Source organism: Rhizobium sp. ZK1, assembly GCF_047782645.1.
GTDB lineage: Bacteria > Pseudomonadota > Alphaproteobacteria > Rhizobiales > Rhizobiaceae > Rhizobium.
The window spans coordinates 4,077,223-4,095,245 of record NZ_CP180586.1 but is presented as its reverse complement, the minus strand read 5'-3'; the positions used below and the strand labels follow the sequence as shown (position 1 = coordinate 4,095,245).

The 18,023-nt window shown below is 58.1% G+C and carries 18 protein-coding genes; 9 read left to right on the top strand and 9 right to left on the bottom strand.

Going from position 1 to position 18,023, the window contains the following annotated elements:
- Positions 1 to 47 precede the first annotated feature (47 nt).
- The 3 genes from ACK9YZ_RS20645 to ACK9YZ_RS20635 form a co-directional block, all read right to left on the bottom strand.
- Complete coding sequence (locus ACK9YZ_RS20645; RefSeq protein ID WP_416065009.1) at positions 48 to 869, bottom strand: lytic murein transglycosylase; 822 nt, start codon at positions 867 to 869, stop codon at positions 48 to 50.
- 168 nt (positions 870 to 1,037) lie between these two features.
- Positions 1,038 to 2,072 (bottom strand): aspartate-semialdehyde dehydrogenase, encoded by a 1,035-nt coding sequence (locus tag ACK9YZ_RS20640; RefSeq protein WP_216756368.1) that lies wholly within the window; start codon positions 2,070 to 2,072, stop codon positions 1,038 to 1,040.
- A 113-nt stretch (positions 2,073 to 2,185) separates the two neighbouring features.
- Complete coding sequence (locus ACK9YZ_RS20635; RefSeq protein ID WP_416066783.1) at positions 2,186 to 2,395, bottom strand: hypothetical protein; 210 nt, start codon at positions 2,393 to 2,395, stop codon at positions 2,186 to 2,188.
- A 259-nt stretch (positions 2,396 to 2,654) separates the two neighbouring features.
- On the opposite strand from ACK9YZ_RS20635, the gene ACK9YZ_RS20630 reads away from it, so the two are divergent.
- Positions 2,655 to 4,541: an MFS transporter gene (locus ACK9YZ_RS20630; protein ID WP_216756367.1), complete on the top strand. Its 1,887-nt coding sequence runs from the start codon at positions 2,655 to 2,657 to the stop codon at positions 4,539 to 4,541.
- Positions 4,542 to 4,610: 69 nt separating this feature from the next.
- On the opposite strand, the gene lpxE is transcribed toward ACK9YZ_RS20630, so the two are convergent.
- Entirely contained in the window at positions 4,611 to 5,345 is a 735-nt protein-coding gene (gene lpxE / locus ACK9YZ_RS20625; protein WP_416065008.1) for a lipid A 1-phosphatase LpxE, read from the bottom strand.
- Positions 5,346 to 5,540: 195 nt separating this feature from the next.
- Positions 5,541 to 6,653: a 3-isopropylmalate dehydrogenase gene (gene leuB / locus ACK9YZ_RS20620; protein ID WP_416065007.1), complete on the bottom strand. Its 1,113-nt coding sequence runs from the start codon at positions 6,651 to 6,653 to the stop codon at positions 5,541 to 5,543.
- 180 nt (positions 6,654 to 6,833) lie between these two features.
- Here leuB and ACK9YZ_RS20615 point away from each other — a divergent pair, with 180 nt between their 5' ends.
- Complete coding sequence (locus tag ACK9YZ_RS20615) at positions 6,834 to 7,766, top strand: pyridoxal-phosphate dependent enzyme (RefSeq protein WP_416065006.1); 933 nt, start codon at positions 6,834 to 6,836, stop codon at positions 7,764 to 7,766.
- 68 nt (positions 7,767 to 7,834) lie between these two features.
- Here the strand turns inward: ACK9YZ_RS20615 and leuD are convergent, their stop codons facing one another.
- The 3 genes from leuD to ACK9YZ_RS20600 form a co-directional block, all read right to left on the bottom strand.
- A complete protein-coding gene (gene leuD / locus ACK9YZ_RS20610; RefSeq protein ID WP_416065005.1) occupies positions 7,835 to 8,443 on the bottom strand; it encodes a 3-isopropylmalate dehydratase small subunit in 609 nt (202 codons plus the stop codon).
- A gap of 135 nt (positions 8,444 to 8,578) precedes the next feature.
- The gene (locus ACK9YZ_RS20605) at positions 8,579 to 8,998 is read right to left on the bottom strand and encodes a VOC family protein (RefSeq protein ID WP_416065004.1); all 420 of its coding nucleotides are present in this window, start codon (positions 8,996 to 8,998) and stop codon (positions 8,579 to 8,581) included.
- A gap of 109 nt (positions 8,999 to 9,107) precedes the next feature.
- The gene (locus tag ACK9YZ_RS20600) at positions 9,108 to 9,338 is read right to left on the bottom strand and encodes a hypothetical protein (protein ID WP_113310222.1); all 231 of its coding nucleotides are present in this window, start codon (positions 9,336 to 9,338) and stop codon (positions 9,108 to 9,110) included.
- A gap of 113 nt (positions 9,339 to 9,451) precedes the next feature.
- Between ACK9YZ_RS20600 and ACK9YZ_RS20595 the strand changes: the two genes are divergently transcribed.
- Complete coding sequence (locus ACK9YZ_RS20595) at positions 9,452 to 10,357, top strand: HpcH/HpaI aldolase/citrate lyase family protein (RefSeq protein WP_216756362.1); 906 nt, start codon at positions 9,452 to 9,454, stop codon at positions 10,355 to 10,357.
- The gene (locus ACK9YZ_RS20590; RefSeq protein ID WP_216756361.1) at positions 10,357 to 10,563 is read left to right on the top strand and encodes a DUF1737 domain-containing protein; all 207 of its coding nucleotides are present in this window, start codon (positions 10,357 to 10,359) and stop codon (positions 10,561 to 10,563) included. The genes ACK9YZ_RS20595 and ACK9YZ_RS20590 overlap by 1 nt, the downstream gene beginning before the upstream one ends.
- Positions 10,564 to 10,565: 2 nt before the next feature.
- Here the strand turns inward: ACK9YZ_RS20590 and ACK9YZ_RS20585 are convergent, their stop codons facing one another.
- A complete protein-coding gene (locus ACK9YZ_RS20585) occupies positions 10,566 to 11,003 on the bottom strand; it encodes a metallopeptidase family protein (protein ID WP_216756360.1) in 438 nt (145 codons plus the stop codon).
- 162 nt (positions 11,004 to 11,165) lie between these two features.
- Here ACK9YZ_RS20585 and ACK9YZ_RS20580 point away from each other — a divergent pair, with 162 nt between their 5' ends.
- The 5 genes from ACK9YZ_RS20580 to bfr all read left to right on the top strand — a co-directional run bounded on the left by ACK9YZ_RS20580 (position 11,166) and on the right by bfr (position 17,983).
- The gene (locus ACK9YZ_RS20580; protein ID WP_253958259.1) at positions 11,166 to 12,110 is read left to right on the top strand and encodes an ImuA family protein; all 945 of its coding nucleotides are present in this window, start codon (positions 11,166 to 11,168) and stop codon (positions 12,108 to 12,110) included.
- A gap of 40 nt (positions 12,111 to 12,150) precedes the next feature.
- Positions 12,151 to 13,569: a DNA polymerase Y family protein gene (locus tag ACK9YZ_RS20575; RefSeq protein WP_416066782.1), complete on the top strand. Its 1,419-nt coding sequence runs from the start codon at positions 12,151 to 12,153 to the stop codon at positions 13,567 to 13,569.
- Positions 13,566 to 17,048, top strand: coding sequence for an error-prone DNA polymerase (locus ACK9YZ_RS20570; protein ID WP_416065003.1), 3,483 nt, complete (start codon positions 13,566 to 13,568; stop codon positions 17,046 to 17,048). The genes ACK9YZ_RS20575 and ACK9YZ_RS20570 overlap by 4 nt, the downstream gene beginning before the upstream one ends.
- Positions 17,049 to 17,151: 103 nt before the next feature.
- Entirely contained in the window at positions 17,152 to 17,532 is a 381-nt protein-coding gene (locus ACK9YZ_RS20565; RefSeq protein WP_253958334.1) for a (2Fe-2S)-binding protein, read from the top strand.
- Positions 17,498 to 17,983, top strand: a complete 486-nt coding sequence (gene bfr / locus ACK9YZ_RS20560; protein ID WP_027512212.1) for a bacterioferritin — start codon at positions 17,498 to 17,500, stop codon at positions 17,981 to 17,983. Before ACK9YZ_RS20565 ends, bfr begins: the two co-directional genes overlap by 35 nt.
- Positions 17,984 to 18,023: the final 40 nt, after the last annotated feature.

Below are 18,023 nucleotides of genomic sequence, written 5' to 3'. Positions count from 1 at the left end.
GCCGCATTCGCATGCGGCGTCGTATCATTTTCCTACCGGACGTCTCTTCAATTGCCGTCGATCTGCTGGCCGATATAGGCGATCGCCTGCTGATAGACCGTTGCGGCGTTCCAGCCCTGGATGGCGACGAAGTTCGGTTCGCCCGGCTGGTAGCCGGCGCCGGCACGCCAGCCATGGCCCTTGAGAAAATTGGCGGTCGAGGCCAGCGCATCGGCGCGGGAACCGACCATGTCGATGCGGCCGTCACCGTCACCGTCAGCGCCGTAACGCACCACGTTGCGTGGCAGGAATTGCGTCTGGCCGATTTCGCCATGGGCAGCACCTCGGGCTTGCGGGCTGAGATAGCCTTCCGAAACGAGCTGCAAGGCCGCATAAAGCTGGTCTGTGAAATATTCCGAGCGGCGGCAATCATAGGCGAGGGTAGAGACTGCGGACATCGTATGCTGGTTGCCCATATAGCTGCCGAAGCCGGTTTCCATGCCCCAGATGGCGATCAGCGGACCGGCCGGAACGCCGAAGCGGCGCTCGATCGAGGCGAAAAGAGCCTGGTTGGCGGCTTTCATCGACCGTCCGCGAGAGATGATGGCGGCGCCGCCGCGCTTCTTCATGAAAGCATCGAAGGATAGTTTGAAGCTCTTCTGGCCGCGGTCGGCCGAAATCGTCGGCTTGTTGTAGCTGACATTGGCGAAGGCGCGGCTGAGGACGGACTGGCTCACACCATTGGCTGCCGCCGTCTGTTTGAAATCGGCAACCCAGGCTTCGAAACCGGCACTGGTGTTACCGCACTGGGCGCCTTGCGCGAACGCCGGTATGGCATGGAGGACGCCCATTGCCGCGGCGGCCGCCAGAATCAATTTTGTCATGCGCATTGAGAAACCCCGCTCTCGATCTGCATAGTTTTCAGGCCGGGCAAGAGAATGCCAGTCACCGGCGATTTTGTCACGGTCGCCCTTTAGCGAACGCTTATACGGCGGTATTTGCCCGAAAAGCCCCACTCGTCGAGCAGGGCTTTAGCATATTATGGTTTACAAATGGTATCAGGCTGCTTGCTTGCGCGGCTTGACGAGACCCCGATTGACGAGCAGTTCGGCGATCTGGATGGCGTTGAGAGCTGCACCCTTGCGCAGGTTGTCGGAGACCACCCAGATGTTGAGGCCGTTTTCGACGGTGGCATCTTCACGGATGCGCGAAATGAAGGTCGCGTCCTCGCCGGCAGATTCGTAAGGCGTGATGTAGCCGCCATCCTCGTGCTTGTCGATGACAAGGCAACCCGGCGCATCGCGCAGGATATCGCGGGCCTGGTCGGCCGTGATCTCGTTTTCGAATTCGATGTTGACCGATTCCGAATGGCCGATGAAGACGGGAACGCGCACCGCAGTGCAGGTCACCTTGATCTTCGGGTCCAGCATCTTCTTCGTTTCAGCCAGAACCTTCCACTCTTCCTTCGTGTAGCCATCTTCCATGAAGGTGTCGATGTGCGGGATGACGTTGAAGGCGATGCGCTTGGTGAACTTCTTGTTCTCGATCGGATCGGCGACGAAGACGGCGCGTGTCTGGTTGAAGAGCTCGTCCATGCCGTCCTTGCCGGCGCCGGAAACCGACTGGTAAGTCGAGACGACGACGCGCTTGATCTTGGCGAAGTCATGCAGCGGCTTCAGCGCGACGACGAGCTGGGCGGTCGAGCAATTCGGGTTGGCAATGATGTTACGCTTTGTGAAGAGCGAAATCGCGTCCGGATTTACTTCCGGAACGATCAGCGGCACGTCGGCGTCGTAGCGCCATGCCGAGGAATTGTCGATGACGACGCAGCCCTGCTGGCCGATCTTCGGGGAGACGCGCTTGGAAACCTCGCCGCCGGCCGACATCAGGCAGATATCGGTGTCGGAGAAGTCGTAGTTCTCCAGATTGGAGACCTTCAGTGTCCGATCGCCGTAGGAAACCTCGAGGCCCTGGGAGCGGGAGGAGGCGAGTGCTACGACTTCATCGGCCGGGAAACCGCGCTCGGAGAGAATGTTGAGCATTTCCCGCCCGACATTTCCGGTGGCTCCGGCAACTGCAACTTTGAAACCCATTTCTCAAGCTCTCTTTTTCTTCTCTCCTCTTGTCCGGTGAGGGGGAAAGGCGCGATATCATCGCGGCTTCCTGTCCCCAGCCGAGCCGGGGAGAGAGCGGCAGGCCAGAGACGTCAGACGGTTTTCGTCGTCGTTTTGGCCTTGGTTTTGGAAGAAACCGGAACGGCAAGATCCAGCCCGGCATCGTCTGCCAGGTGATTGTGCTCAGCGATGGCGTGCTCGTAGCGAACCATGGATATTCCTTTTCCACCGTTGCTCCTAAAGGGTTTTCCACAGGAGTCAAGGTTTTTGCGCATGCATTTGGAGCAGGCAGAGGGCACCATTGCCGGGAGGAATCGATCCTGTTGCAATGACTGCAACGAAAAACGGAGGGGGTCCATGCGTATGCTTCTCGCCGTTTCGTGGGGCGTGCCGTGCCTGCGGTGATCCACGCACAAAAATTAGACTAAAGTCATAATCCCAAAGCATCCCTCTTTCTGACTCGTCTTTTCTGTCAAACTTCTGTCAGGCGTGTCGTGGCAGAAGTATGCTTTGAGGAGAGTAGGCCGCGACCGTAGCTCATCACTCTGTGGAGGACAGACAATGGCAGATGTCGCAAGCGTCGACGGTGTGAAAGCCGGCCCGATGACAGGCGAGGAGAAGAAAGTCATCTTCGCCTCGTCGCTCGGCACGGTTTTCGAATGGTATGACTTCTATCTTTACGGTTCGCTCGCCACCTATATCGGTGCGACCTATTTCACCCAGTATCCGGAAGCGACGCGTAACATCTTCACGCTGCTCGCCTTCGCTGCGGGCTTCCTGGTGCGTCCGTTCGGCGCACTGGTCTTCGGCCGCCTCGGCGATCTCGTCGGTCGCAAATACACCTTCCTGGTGACCATTCTCATCATGGGCATGTCGACCTTCCTGGTCGGCATCCTGCCGGGGGCTGCTTCCATCGGCATTGCTGCTCCGATCATCCTGATCGGCCTGCGCCTGCTGCAGGGCCTGGCTCTCGGCGGCGAATATGGCGGTGCGGCCACTTACGTTGCCGAACATGCTCCAAACGGTCGCCGCGGCTACTTTACGTCCTGGATCCAGACGACGGCAACACTCGGTCTCTTCCTGTCGCTGATCGTCATCGTCACGGTCCAGTCGATCATGGGCTCGACCGCCTTTGCCGCCTGGGGCTGGCGCATTCCGTTCCTCGTTTCGGTCGTCCTGCTCGGTATTTCCGTCTGGATCCGGTTGAAGATGAACGAGTCGCCTGCCTTCCAGCGCATGAAGGCGGAAGGCAAGGGATCGAAGGCGCCGCTGACGGAAGCATTCGGTCAGTGGAAGAATGCCAAGATCGCGCTGATCGCGCTTCTGGGCGCCACCATGGGCCAGGCGGTCATCTGGTACGGCGGTCAGTTCTACGCTCTGTTCTTCCTGCAGAACGTGCTGAAGGTCGATCTGCTGTCGGCCAACATCATGGTCGCCATCGCCCTCTTCCTCGGCACGCCGTTCTTCGTCATCTTCGGCGGACTGTCGGACAGGATCGGCCGCAAGCCGATCATCATGGCGGGTCTGCTGATTGCAGCGGTCACCTATTTCCCGCTGTTCAAGGCGATGACTTATACGGCAAATCCGGCTCTCTATGAGGCGCAGGCGACGATTCGGGCAACGGTGACGGCCGATCCGGCGGATTGCAAGTTCCAGTTCAATCCGACTGGTACTTCCAAGTTCACCAGTTCCTGCGATATCGCAACGGCGTTCCTGACCAAGAACTCGGTGCCTTATGACGTGGTGGCGGGTCCAGCCGGCCAGCCGGCAATCGTAAAGGTCGGTGACGAAACGATCACCGGTTACGACGCCGTTGCTGCCGGTGCCGATGCCGCCAAGACCAATGCAGCCTTCGAAAAGGGTGTCAATCTTGCCCTTCATGATGCTGGCTATCCGCTGAAGCGCGGTGCTGCCAAGGTTGCCGATGCCAAGCTCGATGCTTTCATTGCCGCGAATCCAGAACTCACCCTCAATGCCGATGCGATACGTGCCGGCCAGAAGGAAACGCTACCGGTCGACAAACTCGTTGCCGGCAAGCTGCTGACGGCGGATGAAGCAAAAAGCGTGACGGACATGGCCGTCTACACGATCCCTGGCGGTGGTTCGTTTGCGATGGCAGCCGACCCTGCCCGCGTCAACTGGGTTGGTACGATCGCCATCCTGTTCGTGCTCGTGTTCTACGTGACGATGGTCTACGGCCCGATCGCGGCCCTACTGGTCGAACTCTTCCCGACCCGCATTCGCTATACCGGCATGTCGCTGCCCTATCATATCGGCAATGGCTGGTTCGGCGGCCTGCTGCCTGCTACGGCCTTCGCGATGAGTGCCGCCGCCGGCAACATTTATTACGGTCTCTGGTATCCGATCGTCTTCGCAGCGATCACGCTGGTCATCGGCATGCTGTTCCTGCCGGAAACCAAGAACCGGGATATTCATGCGCTGGATTAAGGCGTGGCGAACATATTGAAATCAAAGACCCGGCGCTCGAAAGGCGCCGGGTTTTTCATGCGCCATTTCTTATGCGTCTGGGAAGTATCGCTTGGACATCGGCCAGCCATCTGGCGCAAGTTTGAAAAGCAGGCCGTAGCGGGCATAGACGATTGCCGTCAGCAGCGAGAACCAGGCGCCGAAGGCGAGGCCGGCAATGACATCGCTCGGATAGTGCGCGCCGACCATGACACGCGTCATGCCGAACCAGATGGCGCAAGCGATGAAGGGAACCCGGTAGCGCGGGAAGAGCAGGGCAAGGGCGGCAAAGAAAGCGCCCACCGTGGTCGAATGACCTGACGGGAAGCTCTCCAGTGCTGCATGGCCGGAGAAGGGCGTGAAGGAAAGCACGCCGAGATCGTGGAAATGTTCGGGACGCGCTCGACCGATCGTGCGTTTCAGAAGGTTTGCGAGCAGGCCGGAAAAGACAACGGTCGTGAACAGATAGGCGCCGATCCAGCTCACATAGAGCGCCTGGGCCTTGGCCCTTGCGCTCTTCAAGAGCCTGTAGCCAGCTCTGCCGTGGAAGAAGAGCAGGACGCTGGTGAGGATCAGCCAGGCGGAATCGCCAAAATCGGTCAACATCTCCCCGAAGCGCTGAATGGGTTCCGGCAGGTGGCCGGCACCAATCGGTGCATCGAAGATCAGCATGGAAAGGATGACGGCATTCAAAGTAATGAAAAGGCATGCGCGCCACCGCAATGGTGGCATGACGCATCCATTTCTGCGCCAGCGCCTGTCCAAGGAGACCAGAAGTTCCCGCATTCCTACTATCCGTATAACCCATGGGTATGAGATAGGCGGCAAAAATGCACAGGATTACGACAGAGAACGGGTTTGCTCAGATAATTTCTAATCAATTTTGGTAATGACCGCTCTGGACGCCGATGGATAAGACCGTGCCAAGCAAAAAGCCCTCCGCACGGGTGCGAAGGGCCGAAAAGCGTTTCACGTGAAATATCAGGCGGAAAGGATCTTGAACTCGTTGAGGATGGCGTCGCCCATCTCGACGGTGCCGACCTGGCGGCTGCCCGGTGCCATGATGTCGCCAGTGCGGATGCCCTTGTCGAGCACGTTGGCTATCGCTTTTTCAAGATTATCTGCTTCCTTGACCAGATTGAAGGAATAGCGAAGGCACATAGCGAAGGAGGCAATCATGGCAATCGGATTGGCGATGCCCTTGCCGGCGATGTCGGGCGCCGAGCCGTGCACCGGCTCATAGAGCGCCTTGCGCTTGCCGGTCTTTCCGTCAGGCGCGCCGAGTGAGGCGGAAGGCAGCATCCCGAGCGAACCAGTCAGCATGGCGGCAACGTCCGACAGCATGTCGCCGAAGAGATTGTCCGTGACGATGACGTCGAATTGCTTCGGCTGGCGCACGAGTTGCATGCCGCCGGCATCGGCCAGCATATGTTCGAGCCGCACGTCGGAATATTTCGCCTTGTGCGTTTCGGTCACGACCTGGTTCCAGAGGACGCCCGATTTCATGACATTGCGCTTTTCCATCGAGCAGACGCGATTGTTGCGGGTGCGGGCCATTTCAAAGGCGACACCGGCGATACGCTCGATCTCGTAAGTGTCGTAAACCTGGGTATCGATGCCGCGCTTCTGGCCATTGCCGAGATCGATGATTTCCTTCGGCTCGCCGAAGTAAACACCGCCCGTCAGTTCGCGGATGATGAGGATGTCGAGACCCTCGACCAGTTCCGGCTTCAGTGAGGAAGCGGAAGCGAGCGCGGGATAGCAGATCGCCGGACGCAGATTGGCGAAGAGTTCCAGATCCTTGCGCAGGCGCAACAGGCCGGCTTCCGGGCGCGCTTCGTAGGGAACACTATCCCATTTCGGGCCGCCGACGGCGCCGAAGAGTACGGCATCGGCGGCAAGCGCCTTCTTCATGTCGTCTTCGGAGATTGCCGCACCATGCGCATCGTAGGCGCAGCCGCCAACGAGGCCTTCGTCGGTGACGAAGCCGGCATTCATTGCTTCGTTCATATAGGCGATGATCTTGCGGACCTCGCCCATGGCTTCGGGGCCGATGCCGTCGCCCGGCAGCAGGAAAAGATTGCGCACTGTCATGAAAGCCTCCGCGGAAAAACAGGTTGCGGTTTCTTAGACCCCGGAAATGGGCATTTCAAGCGAGAGAAAGGGTGAATCGGTACGCTTGCCTCCGCCTCATGTGATGTCCGGCAAGGTTGCTCCCGTGGCCGCAAACGGGCTAGAACGACAGCCCCACCTGTTCTTTTCCGGATATTCTCCATGTCTTTCGCGCCTCTCCATCTCGACACGCCCCTCCTTCAGACGGCACCCGATTACAGCGCCAGCGGCAAGCCGCTCTGGCTGAAGCTCGATGCACTGCAGCCTTCCGGCAGCTTCAAGCTGCGCGGGGTCGGCCGGCTTTGTCAGCACGAGGTCGAAAACGGTGCGCGCGAGATCTTTTGCGCCTCCGGCGGCAATGCCGGCATTGCCGCAGCCTATGCCGGGCGGGCGCTCGGCGTGCCGGTCACCATCGTGGTGCCAGAGACGACGGCGCCTGATGTGCGCAAGACGATTGCCGCAACGGGCGCCAATGTGCTGGTCCATGGATCTGTCTTTGACGAGGCCAATGCGCATGCGATCGAACTCGCTGAGAGCCGCAAGGCGACCTATGTGCATCCCTTCGATCACCCACTTCTGTGGGATGGCCATGCCACGCTGATCGACGAAGTCGTGGCAAAGGACGCCAAATTCGATTGCGTCGTTACCAGTGTTGGCGGTGGCGGACTGCTTGCCGGCATTGTCGAAGGGTTGAAGCGGAATGGACTTTCAGACGTGCCTGTTATTGCCGTCGAGACGGAAGGCGCGGCCTCCTTCAATGCCAGCCTGAAGGCCAATGAGCGCATCTCGCTTCCGGCCATCACCTCGATTGCCACGTCGCTTGGCGCGCGGCAGGTGGCGCGATATGTTTTCGACCTGCCGAAGCATCATCCGATCGAAAGCGTTCTCGTCAGCGATGCCGATGCCGTGGCCGCCTGCCTGAAATTTGCCGACGCGCAGCGCATTCTGGTGGAGCCGGCCTGCGGTGCGGCGCTCGCTGTTGCGGACGTGCATGCCGGTCTACTCTCCCGCTTCGACAATCCGCTGATCGAAGTTTGCGGCGGCATCGGCGTGTCGCTCGAAAAGCTTGATGCCTGGAAAGAGAAGTTTCTCTGAGCTGCGACCAAAGAAAAGAAAAAGCCGGGCGAGAAGCCCGGCTTGATTGATAGGCAATTCGTCGGGGCTCAGGCGGCCCAGGGATGCGAGGCGGCGTTCTTCTTTTCGAAGTCGTCGATCGCCTTGCCCTTTTCCATCGTCAGGCCGATATCGTCGAGACCGTTCAGCAGGCAGTGACGCTTGAATTCATCGAGAGCGAACGTGATCGAGCCGCCGTCCGGACCGGTGATTTCGAGGTTTTCGAGGTCGACGGTCAGAACAGCGTTGGAGCCACGCTCGGCATCGTCCATCAGCTTGTCGAGCTCTCCCTGGCTGACCTTGATCGGCAGGATGCCGTTCTTGAAGCAGTTGTTGTAGAAAATGTCGGCGAAGCTGGTGGAGATCACGCAGCGGATGCCGAAATCGAGCAGTGCCCAGGGAGCATGCTCACGCGAGGAGCCGCAGCCGAAATTGTCGCCGGCAACCAGGATCTTTGCCTCGCGGTAGGCGGGCTTGTTCAACACGAAATCAGGGTTTTCGGAGCCGTCTTCGTTGAAGCGGGCTTCGGCGAAAAGGCCTTTGCCAAGGCCGGTGCGCTTAATGGTCTTCAGATAGTCCTTCGGAATGATCATGTCGGTGTCGATATTGACGACCGGCAAAGGGGCTGCAACGCCCGTGAGCTTCACGAATTTATCCATGACCCATGCTCCATTTCAGCAAAACGTACTTCTGATTTTGCATCTATTCCAGTTTTTCGTCGAAATGAAGAAGAATCTTTCGTTAATGGAGGCCACGCGACGTTTCGCGCGGCCGCTGATTATATACGTGTCCCTTTACTTGGACGGTGCGTTCAGGCCCCAGAGCACGCCGAACGGATCGCGAAGCTGGCCGTAGCGGTCACCCCAGAACATCAGTTCGACCGGCATGACGACTTCGGCGCCAGCAGCAACGGCGCGATCCCACCAGAAATCGATATCGTCGATAACCAGCTGGATGGCGAAACCTTCATGGCCTTTGAAGGGATGGCCATATGCCGGATAGGCATCCGACAGCATCAGCGAGTTGCCGTTGATATAAAGGTGCACATGCATCGTGCGGCCACTCTCGTCGGGCGGCACGATATAGGCCTGTTCGGCGCCGAAAGCCTCCTTGTAGAATTCCGCAGCCTTTACCGCGCCGTCGACCGTCAGATAGGGAAGCAGGCCATTCTTGACCGGCGGCATTTTGGTCTGGTTGCTCTTCGTCGCATCCATGCTCGTCCTCCATTCGTTTTTAAAGTGCCGGCCGAATGCCTGGCTGCTTCAAGGACGTAGCATGGAAGCGTGAGCCGACAATGTTGGTCACATTTTCAGCGAAAAGCGATCAGAGATCGATGATCGTGCCGCGGCCGTCGTTCCAGACGCGCATCTCGCGCTTGCCGTCAGCGCGAGCGCGGACGGGAGCGGGCTTCATCTTCATCGAAAGGGCGCGGCCAACCATAAGCACGGTCAGGATGCCGCCGACGGCGAGCGTGACCGAAAAGGTAAGAAGCAGCATGGCCACGAAAACGGTGGCGCCAGCGAGCATGAAGAAGATGGAGCGAATGTTCTGCATCGGTTAAAGACCTTTCTACGGAAAGGAATGTGGTCCTTCTTTTTCCTCTCTGCAAGCCAAGCATGGCTTTTTGTTGTCTTGCAGGGCTTTGCGAAGCTTGGCACTAATGGTCCATGAGCCGAACACCACCTCTTCGTTCCCTGCGTTTGCGCCGCTCGGTGCTGAGCGTGCCCGCCATCAATGCGCGTGCACTTGAAAAGACCCATTCCCTTGATTGCGATGCGTTTATTTTCGATCTGGAGGATTCCGTCGCACCCGAGAAGAAGGCGGAAGCGCGCGATAATCTGAAGGCCTTTTTTGCCGGGCCGCCGCTCGAAAGCAAGGAAAGGATCATTCGTATCAATTCTTTGTCATCCGGATTCGGGCTGGCGGATCTGGAACTCGTCAAGGCGCTTTCGCCCGATGCCGTTCTCCTTCCGAAGGTGGATGAGCCACAGGATGTGACTGATATCAACGACCTGCTTGCCGAGGCCTATGCGCCGGAAGAATTGCGGATCTGGGCGATGATCGAGACGCCGCGCGGCGTGCTGAATGCCGCAGCGATCACTGAATCCGGCCGCACGCCGGGATCGCGGCTTGATTGCCTAGTCGTCGGGCTCAACGATTTGCGCAAGGAAACGGGCGTCTTGCCGCAGCCGGGGCGAACCTATCTCGTGCCTTGGCTGATGCAGGTCGTTTTGGCGGTAAAGGCCTACGGTCTCGATGCGCTCGACAGCGTCTTCAACGATTTCCAGGATGGCGATGGCTTCGATACCGAATGCGGGCAGGGCCGCGCCATGGGCTTTGTTGGCAAGATGCTGATCCATCCGGCACAGATTGTAGCCGCCAACCGGCATTTCGGGCCAAGCGCGGAGGACATCGCGGAGGCGGAGGCCATCATTGCTGCCTTCGCCGATCCGGTTACCGGAGGGCTCAATGTCATCAATGCGAACGGACGGATGATCGAGCGGCTGCATCTTGTCCAGGCCGAAGCTCTGGTTCATAAAGCGCACCTGATTTCTGCAAGAAAGCCCGCCTGATGAAACTCTACCGCTTCCTGACAGGTCCTGACGACGCTTCCTTCTGCCACAAGGTGACGGCGGCGCTGAACAAGGGCTGGTCACTATCCGGTTCGCCCACCTATGCCTTCAACGCTGCGACTGGCCAGATGCAGTGCGGCCAGTCGGTCGTCAAGGAGGTCGAGGGCAAGGATTATGACCCGGACATGAAGCTGTCCGAGCAATAATATCAGCGTTCAGCAGCCTCTTCGGCGCTCGCCTCGATGCGTTCCATGTCATCGTCGCTGAGACCGAAGTGGTGGCCGATCTCATGGATCAGCACATGGGTGATGATGTCACCCAGCGTCTCGTCATTTTCTGCCCAGTAATCGAGGATCGGACGGCGATAGAGGCGGATGCGGTTCGGCATCTCCCCGGTTTCCAGGGTAAAGCGTTCCGAGATGCCGCGGCCTTCGAAAAGGCCGAGCAGGTCGAAGGGCGTTTCCAGCGCCATATCCTCAAAGACTTCGTCATCGGGGAAATCCTCGATCTCGATGGTCAGATTGGTCGTCAGCTTGCGAAATTCGTCCGGCAGATGGCTGTAGGCCTCCATTGCCAGCGACTCGAAGGCGCTGATCGTCGGCGCGTGGCGGTCCCGCCAATCATCGCTCTGGTCTATCTGGGCCATGAATATTCCTTCCTTTGCCGGCCCATATAGAACCTTTATTGCCGATTTTCGAGTGCGGAATCAAAGGCAGGAATAAATTCTTATAAAATGCCGGTTGACTCTCTATTAGAGCTCTGGAATCTATAAGAACATAACAGGAACACGATGAATGGAGTGAACGCCATGGCGCAGACCGCCCTGGCGCGCGAGCGGCTTTTTGCGCTCCGCGAAACCATTGCCCGACTGGAGGGAAAACCCGCGCCGACGCTTGCTGCGGCGGAAAGGGAAGCCCTGGCGGAAGGACGCGAGAGGCGGCAGGAGCACATTCTGCCTCGGCTATCTTTTGGCATTGAACCGTTCGATAAGGCCCTGGAAGGCGGTCTGCAGCTCGATGCGATTACCGAGTTCCGCGCGGCGAGTTCCGGCGATGCAGGGGCGGCGAGTGGACTGGCGATGGCCATTGCGGCGCGACTGCAGAAGCAGGAGGAGGACACCAGCAGGCTGCTGCCGTTGCTCTGGATCGGTGATGCCGTCGGCACACTGGAGGCGGGTCGCCCCTATGCTCCGGGGCTGAAGGATTTCGGGCTGAAGCCGGAAAGGTTTTTCCATGCCGCGCCGCGCAAGCTGGAGGACGCGCTCTGGCTGGCGGAAGCGGCCATCGAAAGTGCTGCCTTCTCGGTCGTCGTCTTCGAAGTGCGCGGCAATCCCCTGCATTTCGGCCTGACCGAAAGCCGCCGGCTCAGTCTCAGGGCGCGCGCTGTCCGCCGTCCGCTCTTTCTCGTCCGCCAGGCCGGGGAGGAGGAGGCGAGTAGCGCTGCTTTCCGCCTGCATGTCGAACCGGCGCCGTCTGACTTGCGGCCGCTGCCGGACGGATCGAAGCTTTCCGGCAGCATCGGCAATCCGATTTTCCGTCTCACGCTGGAGAAGAGCCGCAATCCGGCCCCGCTCTCCTTTCTTCTGGAGTGGAACCCCCATGAACGCGAATTTCTCCCCATCGACGAACCAGGTTTCGCTCGTCCTCCAGGCGAACAGTCAGCGCATTCTGGCGCTCAGCTTTCCGCATCTGGCGACGGACCGCATCGCGCGCAAGCGATGGGGTCTGTCCTGGCGTTCGAAAGGGCGTCCTGAAGCGTCACCGATCGTCTGTTCCGGCAAGCTCAACAATGCCATGCGGCTGACGGCGCTGGACGAGTTCGCCGAGAAGTTGGGATTGAGGAAGGAACAGGGCGTTGCCGAAGCGCGCGCCATGTATCCGGCGCTCGATGTCGTGGAAGAGGATCCTGCAGCCGACTGCCGGCTGCTGGAAGCGATCGCCGACTGGTGCGACCGCTATACGCCGATGGTAGCGCTCGACGGTAAGGACGGGCTGTTTCTCGATATTACCGGCTGTGCCCATCTCTTCGGCGGTGAAAGCGCGCTTCTCAAGGATATCCTGTCGCGGCTCTTTCATATGGGGCTCGATGTGCGCGGCGCGATCTCCTCATCGCCGGGTCTTTCCTGGGCCGTCTCCCGCTTCGGACAAGGCGGCGTCGTGGAGGATGAGGAGACGGAGCGTATGCTGATACCGCTGCCCGTCGCGGCCTTGCGGCTGGAAGGCCAGACTGTCGATGCCTTGAGGAAGCTTGGCCTCAAATATGTCGGCGACGTCATCCATGCGCCGCGGGCGCCGCTGACCCGCCGCTTCGGGCCGACACTGCTTCTGCGCCTCGATCAAGCACTGGGGCGCGAGGAAGAGCCGATCTCGCCCCGGCGTCCCGTCGCCAGCCTCTCGTCCGAACGCCGCCTGGTCGAGCCGATCGGAACGGAAGAACAGATCCTTGCTGTCACCGGACAGGTTGCCGTGTCACTGAAACCGTCACTGGAGGCGCGAGGCGCTGGTGGAAGGGTGTTCGAGCTGGTGCTGTTTCGTGTCGATGGCAGGGTTTTCCGCATTTCCGTCGGCGCTTCACGGCCAATTCGCGAACCGAAGCTCGTCGCAGGGCTGTTTTCGGAGCGGCTGCAGGTTATCTACGACGATATCGATGCCGGCTATGGTTTCGAGATCCTGCGCCTGAACGTGCTGCGGCATGATCCGTTCCATGATGCGCAGGGCGATTTCGAAGGCGATCGGCAAGGGGAAATCTCGCTTTCGACTTTTGTCGATCGTGTTGCGGCGCGGCTTGGCGCGGATTGCCTGCAAAGCTTCCAGCTTCGCGAGAGCCATGTGCCGGAGCGTGCCGTGATCACGGTGCCGGCAATGGAAAGCCTTCCGGCACGGCGCAAGGTGGAGCAGAACAATGCCCTTCCCTTCCGCGAGGAGAGGCCCCTGCGGCTCTTTGCAACGCCCGAGCCTGTCGAGGTCGCATTTGCCGAAGTGCCTGACGGTGCGCCGCAGGCTTTCCGATGGCGGCGCATGCGGCATCTGGTGGCAAAGAGCGAAGGGCCGGAACGGATCGCCATGGAATGGTGGGCCGATGGCGATGATGCCGAGGCGCGCGACTATTTCCGGATCGAGGATGATGCTGGACATCGCTTCTGGATTTATCGCCGAGGCCTCTATGGTAAGAATCCCAATCCTTGCTGGTTCATGCATGGGGTCTTTGCATGAGCCCTGAACCTGCCTTCTTTGAGATCGGTGCGAAGACGAATTTCTCGTTTCTCGAAGGCGCTTCCAAGCCGGAAGAGATGGTCGTACAAGCCGCTTTCCTGAAGCTTGGCGGCCTCGGTATCGCGGACCGCAATTCGGTTGCCGGCGTGGTGCGGGCTCATGCGCAGGCAGAACAGCTAGTTGAGAGATACAAGAACCGGGAAGCGATTTTAGCCGAGGCGAATAAGAAGGGAAAAACGGAGATCATTCTTGATCCCATCCGGATTCAGCCTGGCGCCCGCCTTGTCTTCTCCGATGGAACGCCTGATATCCTTGCCTATCCGCGTACCCGGAAAGGATGGGCAAACCTCTGTCGCCTGCTCAGCGCCGGCAATCTAAAGAAGGAGGCTATCAAGGGAACATGCATCCTGACGGAAGCGGAGCTTATGGAATGGGGCGACGAAATGATGCTTGCTCTCGTCCCCGACCGAATTGTCGTAAAAGACCCAACCAAGCAGCTGGAACTCGAAAACTATCTGGAACGGTTTCTAAAACGCTTCGAGAAGACATTTTTTATGACGCTGTCGCCGGCCTATGACGGCCGCGACCGACAAGCCCTTGCAGTGCTTGCCATGCTTGCCACTCGCAATCGTGTGCCGCTGATTGCAAGCAACCAACCGCTTTATCATCACCCCGAGCGGAGGCCGCTTTCGGACGTCGTGATCGCAATCCGGGAGCATGTGCAGATATCGGAAGCCGGATTCATGTTGGCGCCGAATGGAGAGCGGTATCTCAAAGATTCACGTGAAATGTCCAGACTATTTCGAGACTATCCAGATGCGGTCGAGAACACACAGGTATTCTTTGGCAAGCTGAACTTTTCGCTGAACGAGCTCAAACACAATTATCCCCCTGAAAACGATCCCGGCGAAACACCGCAGGAGACGCTTGAAAGGTTGACGAAGGCAGGTGCTGCAAAACGCTACCCTGACGGCGTTCCTGACAATGTGGCGAAGCAGATCGACTACGAGCTGAATCTCATAGGTGACAAAAACTACGCCTCCTACTTTCTTACGGTGCACAGGATTATTCATCATGCCCGTTATGAGCTCAAAGTTCTCTGTCAGGGACGTGGTTCAGCCGCCAATTCGGTTATTTGTTATTGTCTGGAAATTACGGAGGTTGATCCTCAAAAGAGCACGCTTCTTTTCGACCGGTTCATTTCGATGGATCGGGACGAGCCACCGGATATCGATGTCGATTTCGAGCATGAGCGACGAGAAGAGGTCATTCAATTCATTTATAAAAGATACGGCTTGGATCATGCGGGACTGACAGCTGCTGTCACCAGCTATCGCACCCGTTCAGCCGGCCGCGAAGTCGCCAAGGCTTTCGGTCTCTCGGAGGATGTTCAGTCGGCGATCAGCAGTCTCGTCTGGGGATGGTCCGAAGACAATCTCTCTGAACGGGATGCCAGGGCAGCAGGTCTCGATGTCAAAGATCCGGTGACTCGGAACGTGCTGAAATATGCCTCCGAGCTTCTCAGCTTTCCACGCCATCTCACTCAGCATGTCGGTGGTTTCGTTATCACACGAGACCGGCTCGATGAAGTCGTGCCGATTATGAAGACGGCAATGCCGGATCGCTACATGATCGAGTGGGACAAGGACGATCTCGACAATGTCAAAATTCTCAAGGTGGATGTCCTGGCGCTTGGCATGCTGACCTGCTTGCGCAGAGCATTCACGCTGCTCGAACTGCATTATGATGTGAAAAAGACCCTCTGCGACCTTGGCAATAAAGAGCACGGAGAGGAGGGCGAACCAGTCTATGACATGATGGGTCGGGCCGATACGCTTGGTGTTTTCCAGATCGAAAGCCGGGCGCAGATGAGCATGCTGCCGCGCCTGAAACCGAGAGTATTTTATGACCTTGTCATCGAAGTGGCCATCGTCCGGCCAGGACCGATTCAGGGCGACATGGTGCATCCATACCTAAAGCGCAGGGAGCTGCAAAAGAAGAATCTTCCAATCGAATATCCTAGCGATGAACTCAGGACTGTTCTTGAAAGAACCCTCGGAGTTCCTTTGTTTCAGGAGCAGGCCATGCAGATTGCCATTACCGCAGCTGGTTTCAAGCCAGCAGAGGCCGACCGACTTCGAAGAGCAATGGCGACTTTTAAAAGAACCGGCACGATCGGCAATTTCCATGAGCGTTTCATCGATGGAATGACCGCAGATGATCGTTATTCAAAAGAATTCGCGGAGCAATGCTTCAACCAAATCAAAGGCTTCGGTGAATACGGCTTTCCGGAAAGCCACGCCGCTTCCTTCGCGCTGCTCGTTTACGCCTCCTCTTGGCTGAAAGCCTATTATCCTGATGTCTTCTGTGCCGCGATGCTGAACTCACAGCCGATGGGCTTTTATGCGCCGGCACAGCTGGTGCGGGATGCGCGCGAGCATGGCGTTAAAGTCCTGCCGACCGATATCAATTACTCGGATTGGGAATGTACCCTTGAGGAAGCGGTTTTTGACCGAGCAAGTGTCGATTTTCGCCACGACGAGATGCGGGATATCATCAAGACTCGCCACGCTGTTCGGCTTGGTCTTCTGCAGATCAAGGGCGTTTCCTCTAAGGATATGGGACAGCTCGTCGAAAACCGCGGTGAGGGTTACCATTCTGTGCGTGACCTCTGGCTGCGCTCCGGCCTGCAGAAATCTGTTATCGAACGGCTGGCAGATGCAGATGCTTTTCAGTCCATCGGGCTATCACGACGTCAGGCGTTGTGGGCGGTGCGAGCGCTGGATATGAAAAGCGCGGCTGAGGAACTACCGCTCTTCGAGACGGTCCGCCACATCGATCTTCAGCCTGAGCCAGCTGCCAAGCTCCCTGACATGCTGTCGGGTGAACAGGTCATCGAGGATTACCGCTACCTGTCGCTATCTTTGAAAGGGCACCCCGTTTCCTTCCTGCGTGAAGAGCTGGGCAGGGCAGGTGTGACGCGCAATGTCGATCTGCTTCGCGTTGCGAATGGGAGGCGCGTGGTCATCGCGGGGTTGGTGCTGGTGCGTCAGCAGCCGGGTTCCGCGAAAGGTGTGATTTTCATCACGCTGGAGGACGAGACCGGTGTTGCCAATGCCATCGTCTGGAAGAAAATCTTCGAAAGATACCGCGCAGTGGTCATGGGCGCTCGACTTGTAAAAATCTACGGCAAATTACAAAGCCAGAGTGGCGTCATCCATACCGTCGTCGAACACATTGAGGATATGACGCCGTTGCTCGGTCTCCTTCAGCGAGAGACGAAACGCTTCGGCGTCAGCGAGCGCTCGGACGAGGTGTTGCGCGCGACACAGGATCACCGGCAGCGGAAAAAGGCAGATATTCTGGCGCGGGACAACCTGCTCAGAAAGATCGGCGAGAGAAGGCCATCAGAGAGAGTGAGAGATGGCGATATCGCAGAGACTGCAAGCGTAATGCCGCGCGGGCGTAATTTCCACTGATGAGTCTTCGCAGCCTGGAAATTCATGCTTCTTAAGGACTTAAGGACAAGCTCGCCGGCGTGTGATGTCCCGCCGCGGAAACGTGATCGGATGAGGGTCGCGAATTTTCTTGACAGTTCCTATCTTCTTTTGCAGAAAACACGATAGTGAGTGTCATGTTTGGAATGAAGACGTGCTCGTCTGCAGTTGCAATTACATAACCGACAAGGAAATCCGGGACGTCATCAACAATCTTCTTGATGAAGATTGCTGGCAGTTGATCGTGCCTGCAAAGGTCTATCACGCCATGGCCAAACGCGGTCGCTGCTGCGGTTGCTTCCCGAACGTTGTCGATATCATCATCCAGACAACCGAAGATTATCACGCCCGTCACCACTCGACGGAATCGGAAATATTTGATTTCATGTCCCGCCTGAGAGAATTCCATGAAGAAAACAGGAGAGCGGACATTGAAAGGCGACAAAAAAGTCATCGAGCGGCTTAACGAGGCCCTTTTCCTAGAGCTCGGTGCAGTCAACCAGTATTGGGTTCATTATCGCCTTCTTGAGGATTGGGGTTATACCAAGCTCGCCAAGAAGGAGCGTGCCGAATCGATCGAAGAAATGCACCATGCCGACCGTCTGGTCGCGCGTATCATCTTCCTCGAAGGCCATCCCAATCTGCAGACGCTCGCGCCGCTGCGCATCGGTCAGAACGTCAAGGAAGTTCTGGAGGCCGATCTTGCCGGCGAATACGACGCCCGCACCGCTTACAAGAAGTCGCGCGACATCTGTCATGACGCAGGCGACTACGTTTCCATGAAGCTTTTCGAAGAACTGCTGGCAGACGAAGAAGGCCATATCGACTTCCTCGAAACGCAGCTCGACCTGCTCGAGAAGATCGGCGAAGCGAAGTACGGCCAACTCAACGCCGACTCGGCCAACGAAGCCGAATAATTCGCCATCCGCAATATTATCTCAGCCGGCCGCCTCTCGG

What these genes read in the sequence shown, in the direction of transcription:
- ACK9YZ_RS20645 (WP_416065009.1), bottom strand. Translation starts at nt 869, where the DNA reads ATGCGCATGACAAAATTGATTCTGGCGGCCGCCGCGGCAATGGGCGTC.
- ACK9YZ_RS20640 (WP_216756368.1), bottom strand. Translation starts at nt 2,072, where the DNA reads ATGGGTTTCAAAGTTGCAGTTGCCGGAGCCACCGGAAATGTCGGGCGG.
- ACK9YZ_RS20635 (WP_416066783.1), bottom strand. Translation starts at nt 2,395, where the DNA reads ATGGTGCCCTCTGCCTGCTCCAAATGCATGCGCAAAAACCTTGACTCC.
- ACK9YZ_RS20630 (WP_216756367.1), top strand. Translation starts at nt 2,655, where the DNA reads ATGGCAGATGTCGCAAGCGTCGACGGTGTGAAAGCCGGCCCGATGACA.
- lpxE (WP_416065008.1), bottom strand. Translation starts at nt 5,345, where the DNA reads ATGCGGGAACTTCTGGTCTCCTTGGACAGGCGCTGGCGCAGAAATGGA.
- leuB (WP_416065007.1), bottom strand. Translation starts at nt 6,653, where the DNA reads ATGACAGTGCGCAATCTTTTCCTGCTGCCGGGCGACGGCATCGGCCCC.
- ACK9YZ_RS20615 (WP_416065006.1), top strand. Translation starts at nt 6,834, where the DNA reads ATGTCTTTCGCGCCTCTCCATCTCGACACGCCCCTCCTTCAGACGGCA.
- leuD (WP_416065005.1), bottom strand. Translation starts at nt 8,443, where the DNA reads ATGGATAAATTCGTGAAGCTCACGGGCGTTGCAGCCCCTTTGCCGGTC.
- ACK9YZ_RS20605 (WP_416065004.1), bottom strand. Translation starts at nt 8,998, where the DNA reads ATGGATGCGACGAAGAGCAACCAGACCAAAATGCCGCCGGTCAAGAAT.
- ACK9YZ_RS20600 (WP_113310222.1), bottom strand. Translation starts at nt 9,338, where the DNA reads ATGCAGAACATTCGCTCCATCTTCTTCATGCTCGCTGGCGCCACCGTT.
- ACK9YZ_RS20595 (WP_216756362.1), top strand. Translation starts at nt 9,452, where the DNA reads ATGAGCCGAACACCACCTCTTCGTTCCCTGCGTTTGCGCCGCTCGGTG.
- ACK9YZ_RS20590 (WP_216756361.1), top strand. Translation starts at nt 10,357, where the DNA reads ATGAAACTCTACCGCTTCCTGACAGGTCCTGACGACGCTTCCTTCTGC.
- ACK9YZ_RS20585 (WP_216756360.1), bottom strand. Translation starts at nt 11,003, where the DNA reads ATGGCCCAGATAGACCAGAGCGATGATTGGCGGGACCGCCACGCGCCG.
- ACK9YZ_RS20580 (WP_253958259.1), top strand. Translation starts at nt 11,166, where the DNA reads ATGGCGCAGACCGCCCTGGCGCGCGAGCGGCTTTTTGCGCTCCGCGAA.
- ACK9YZ_RS20575 (WP_416066782.1), top strand. Translation starts at nt 12,151, where the DNA reads ATGCGGCTGACGGCGCTGGACGAGTTCGCCGAGAAGTTGGGATTGAGG.
- ACK9YZ_RS20570 (WP_416065003.1), top strand. Translation starts at nt 13,566, where the DNA reads ATGAGCCCTGAACCTGCCTTCTTTGAGATCGGTGCGAAGACGAATTTC.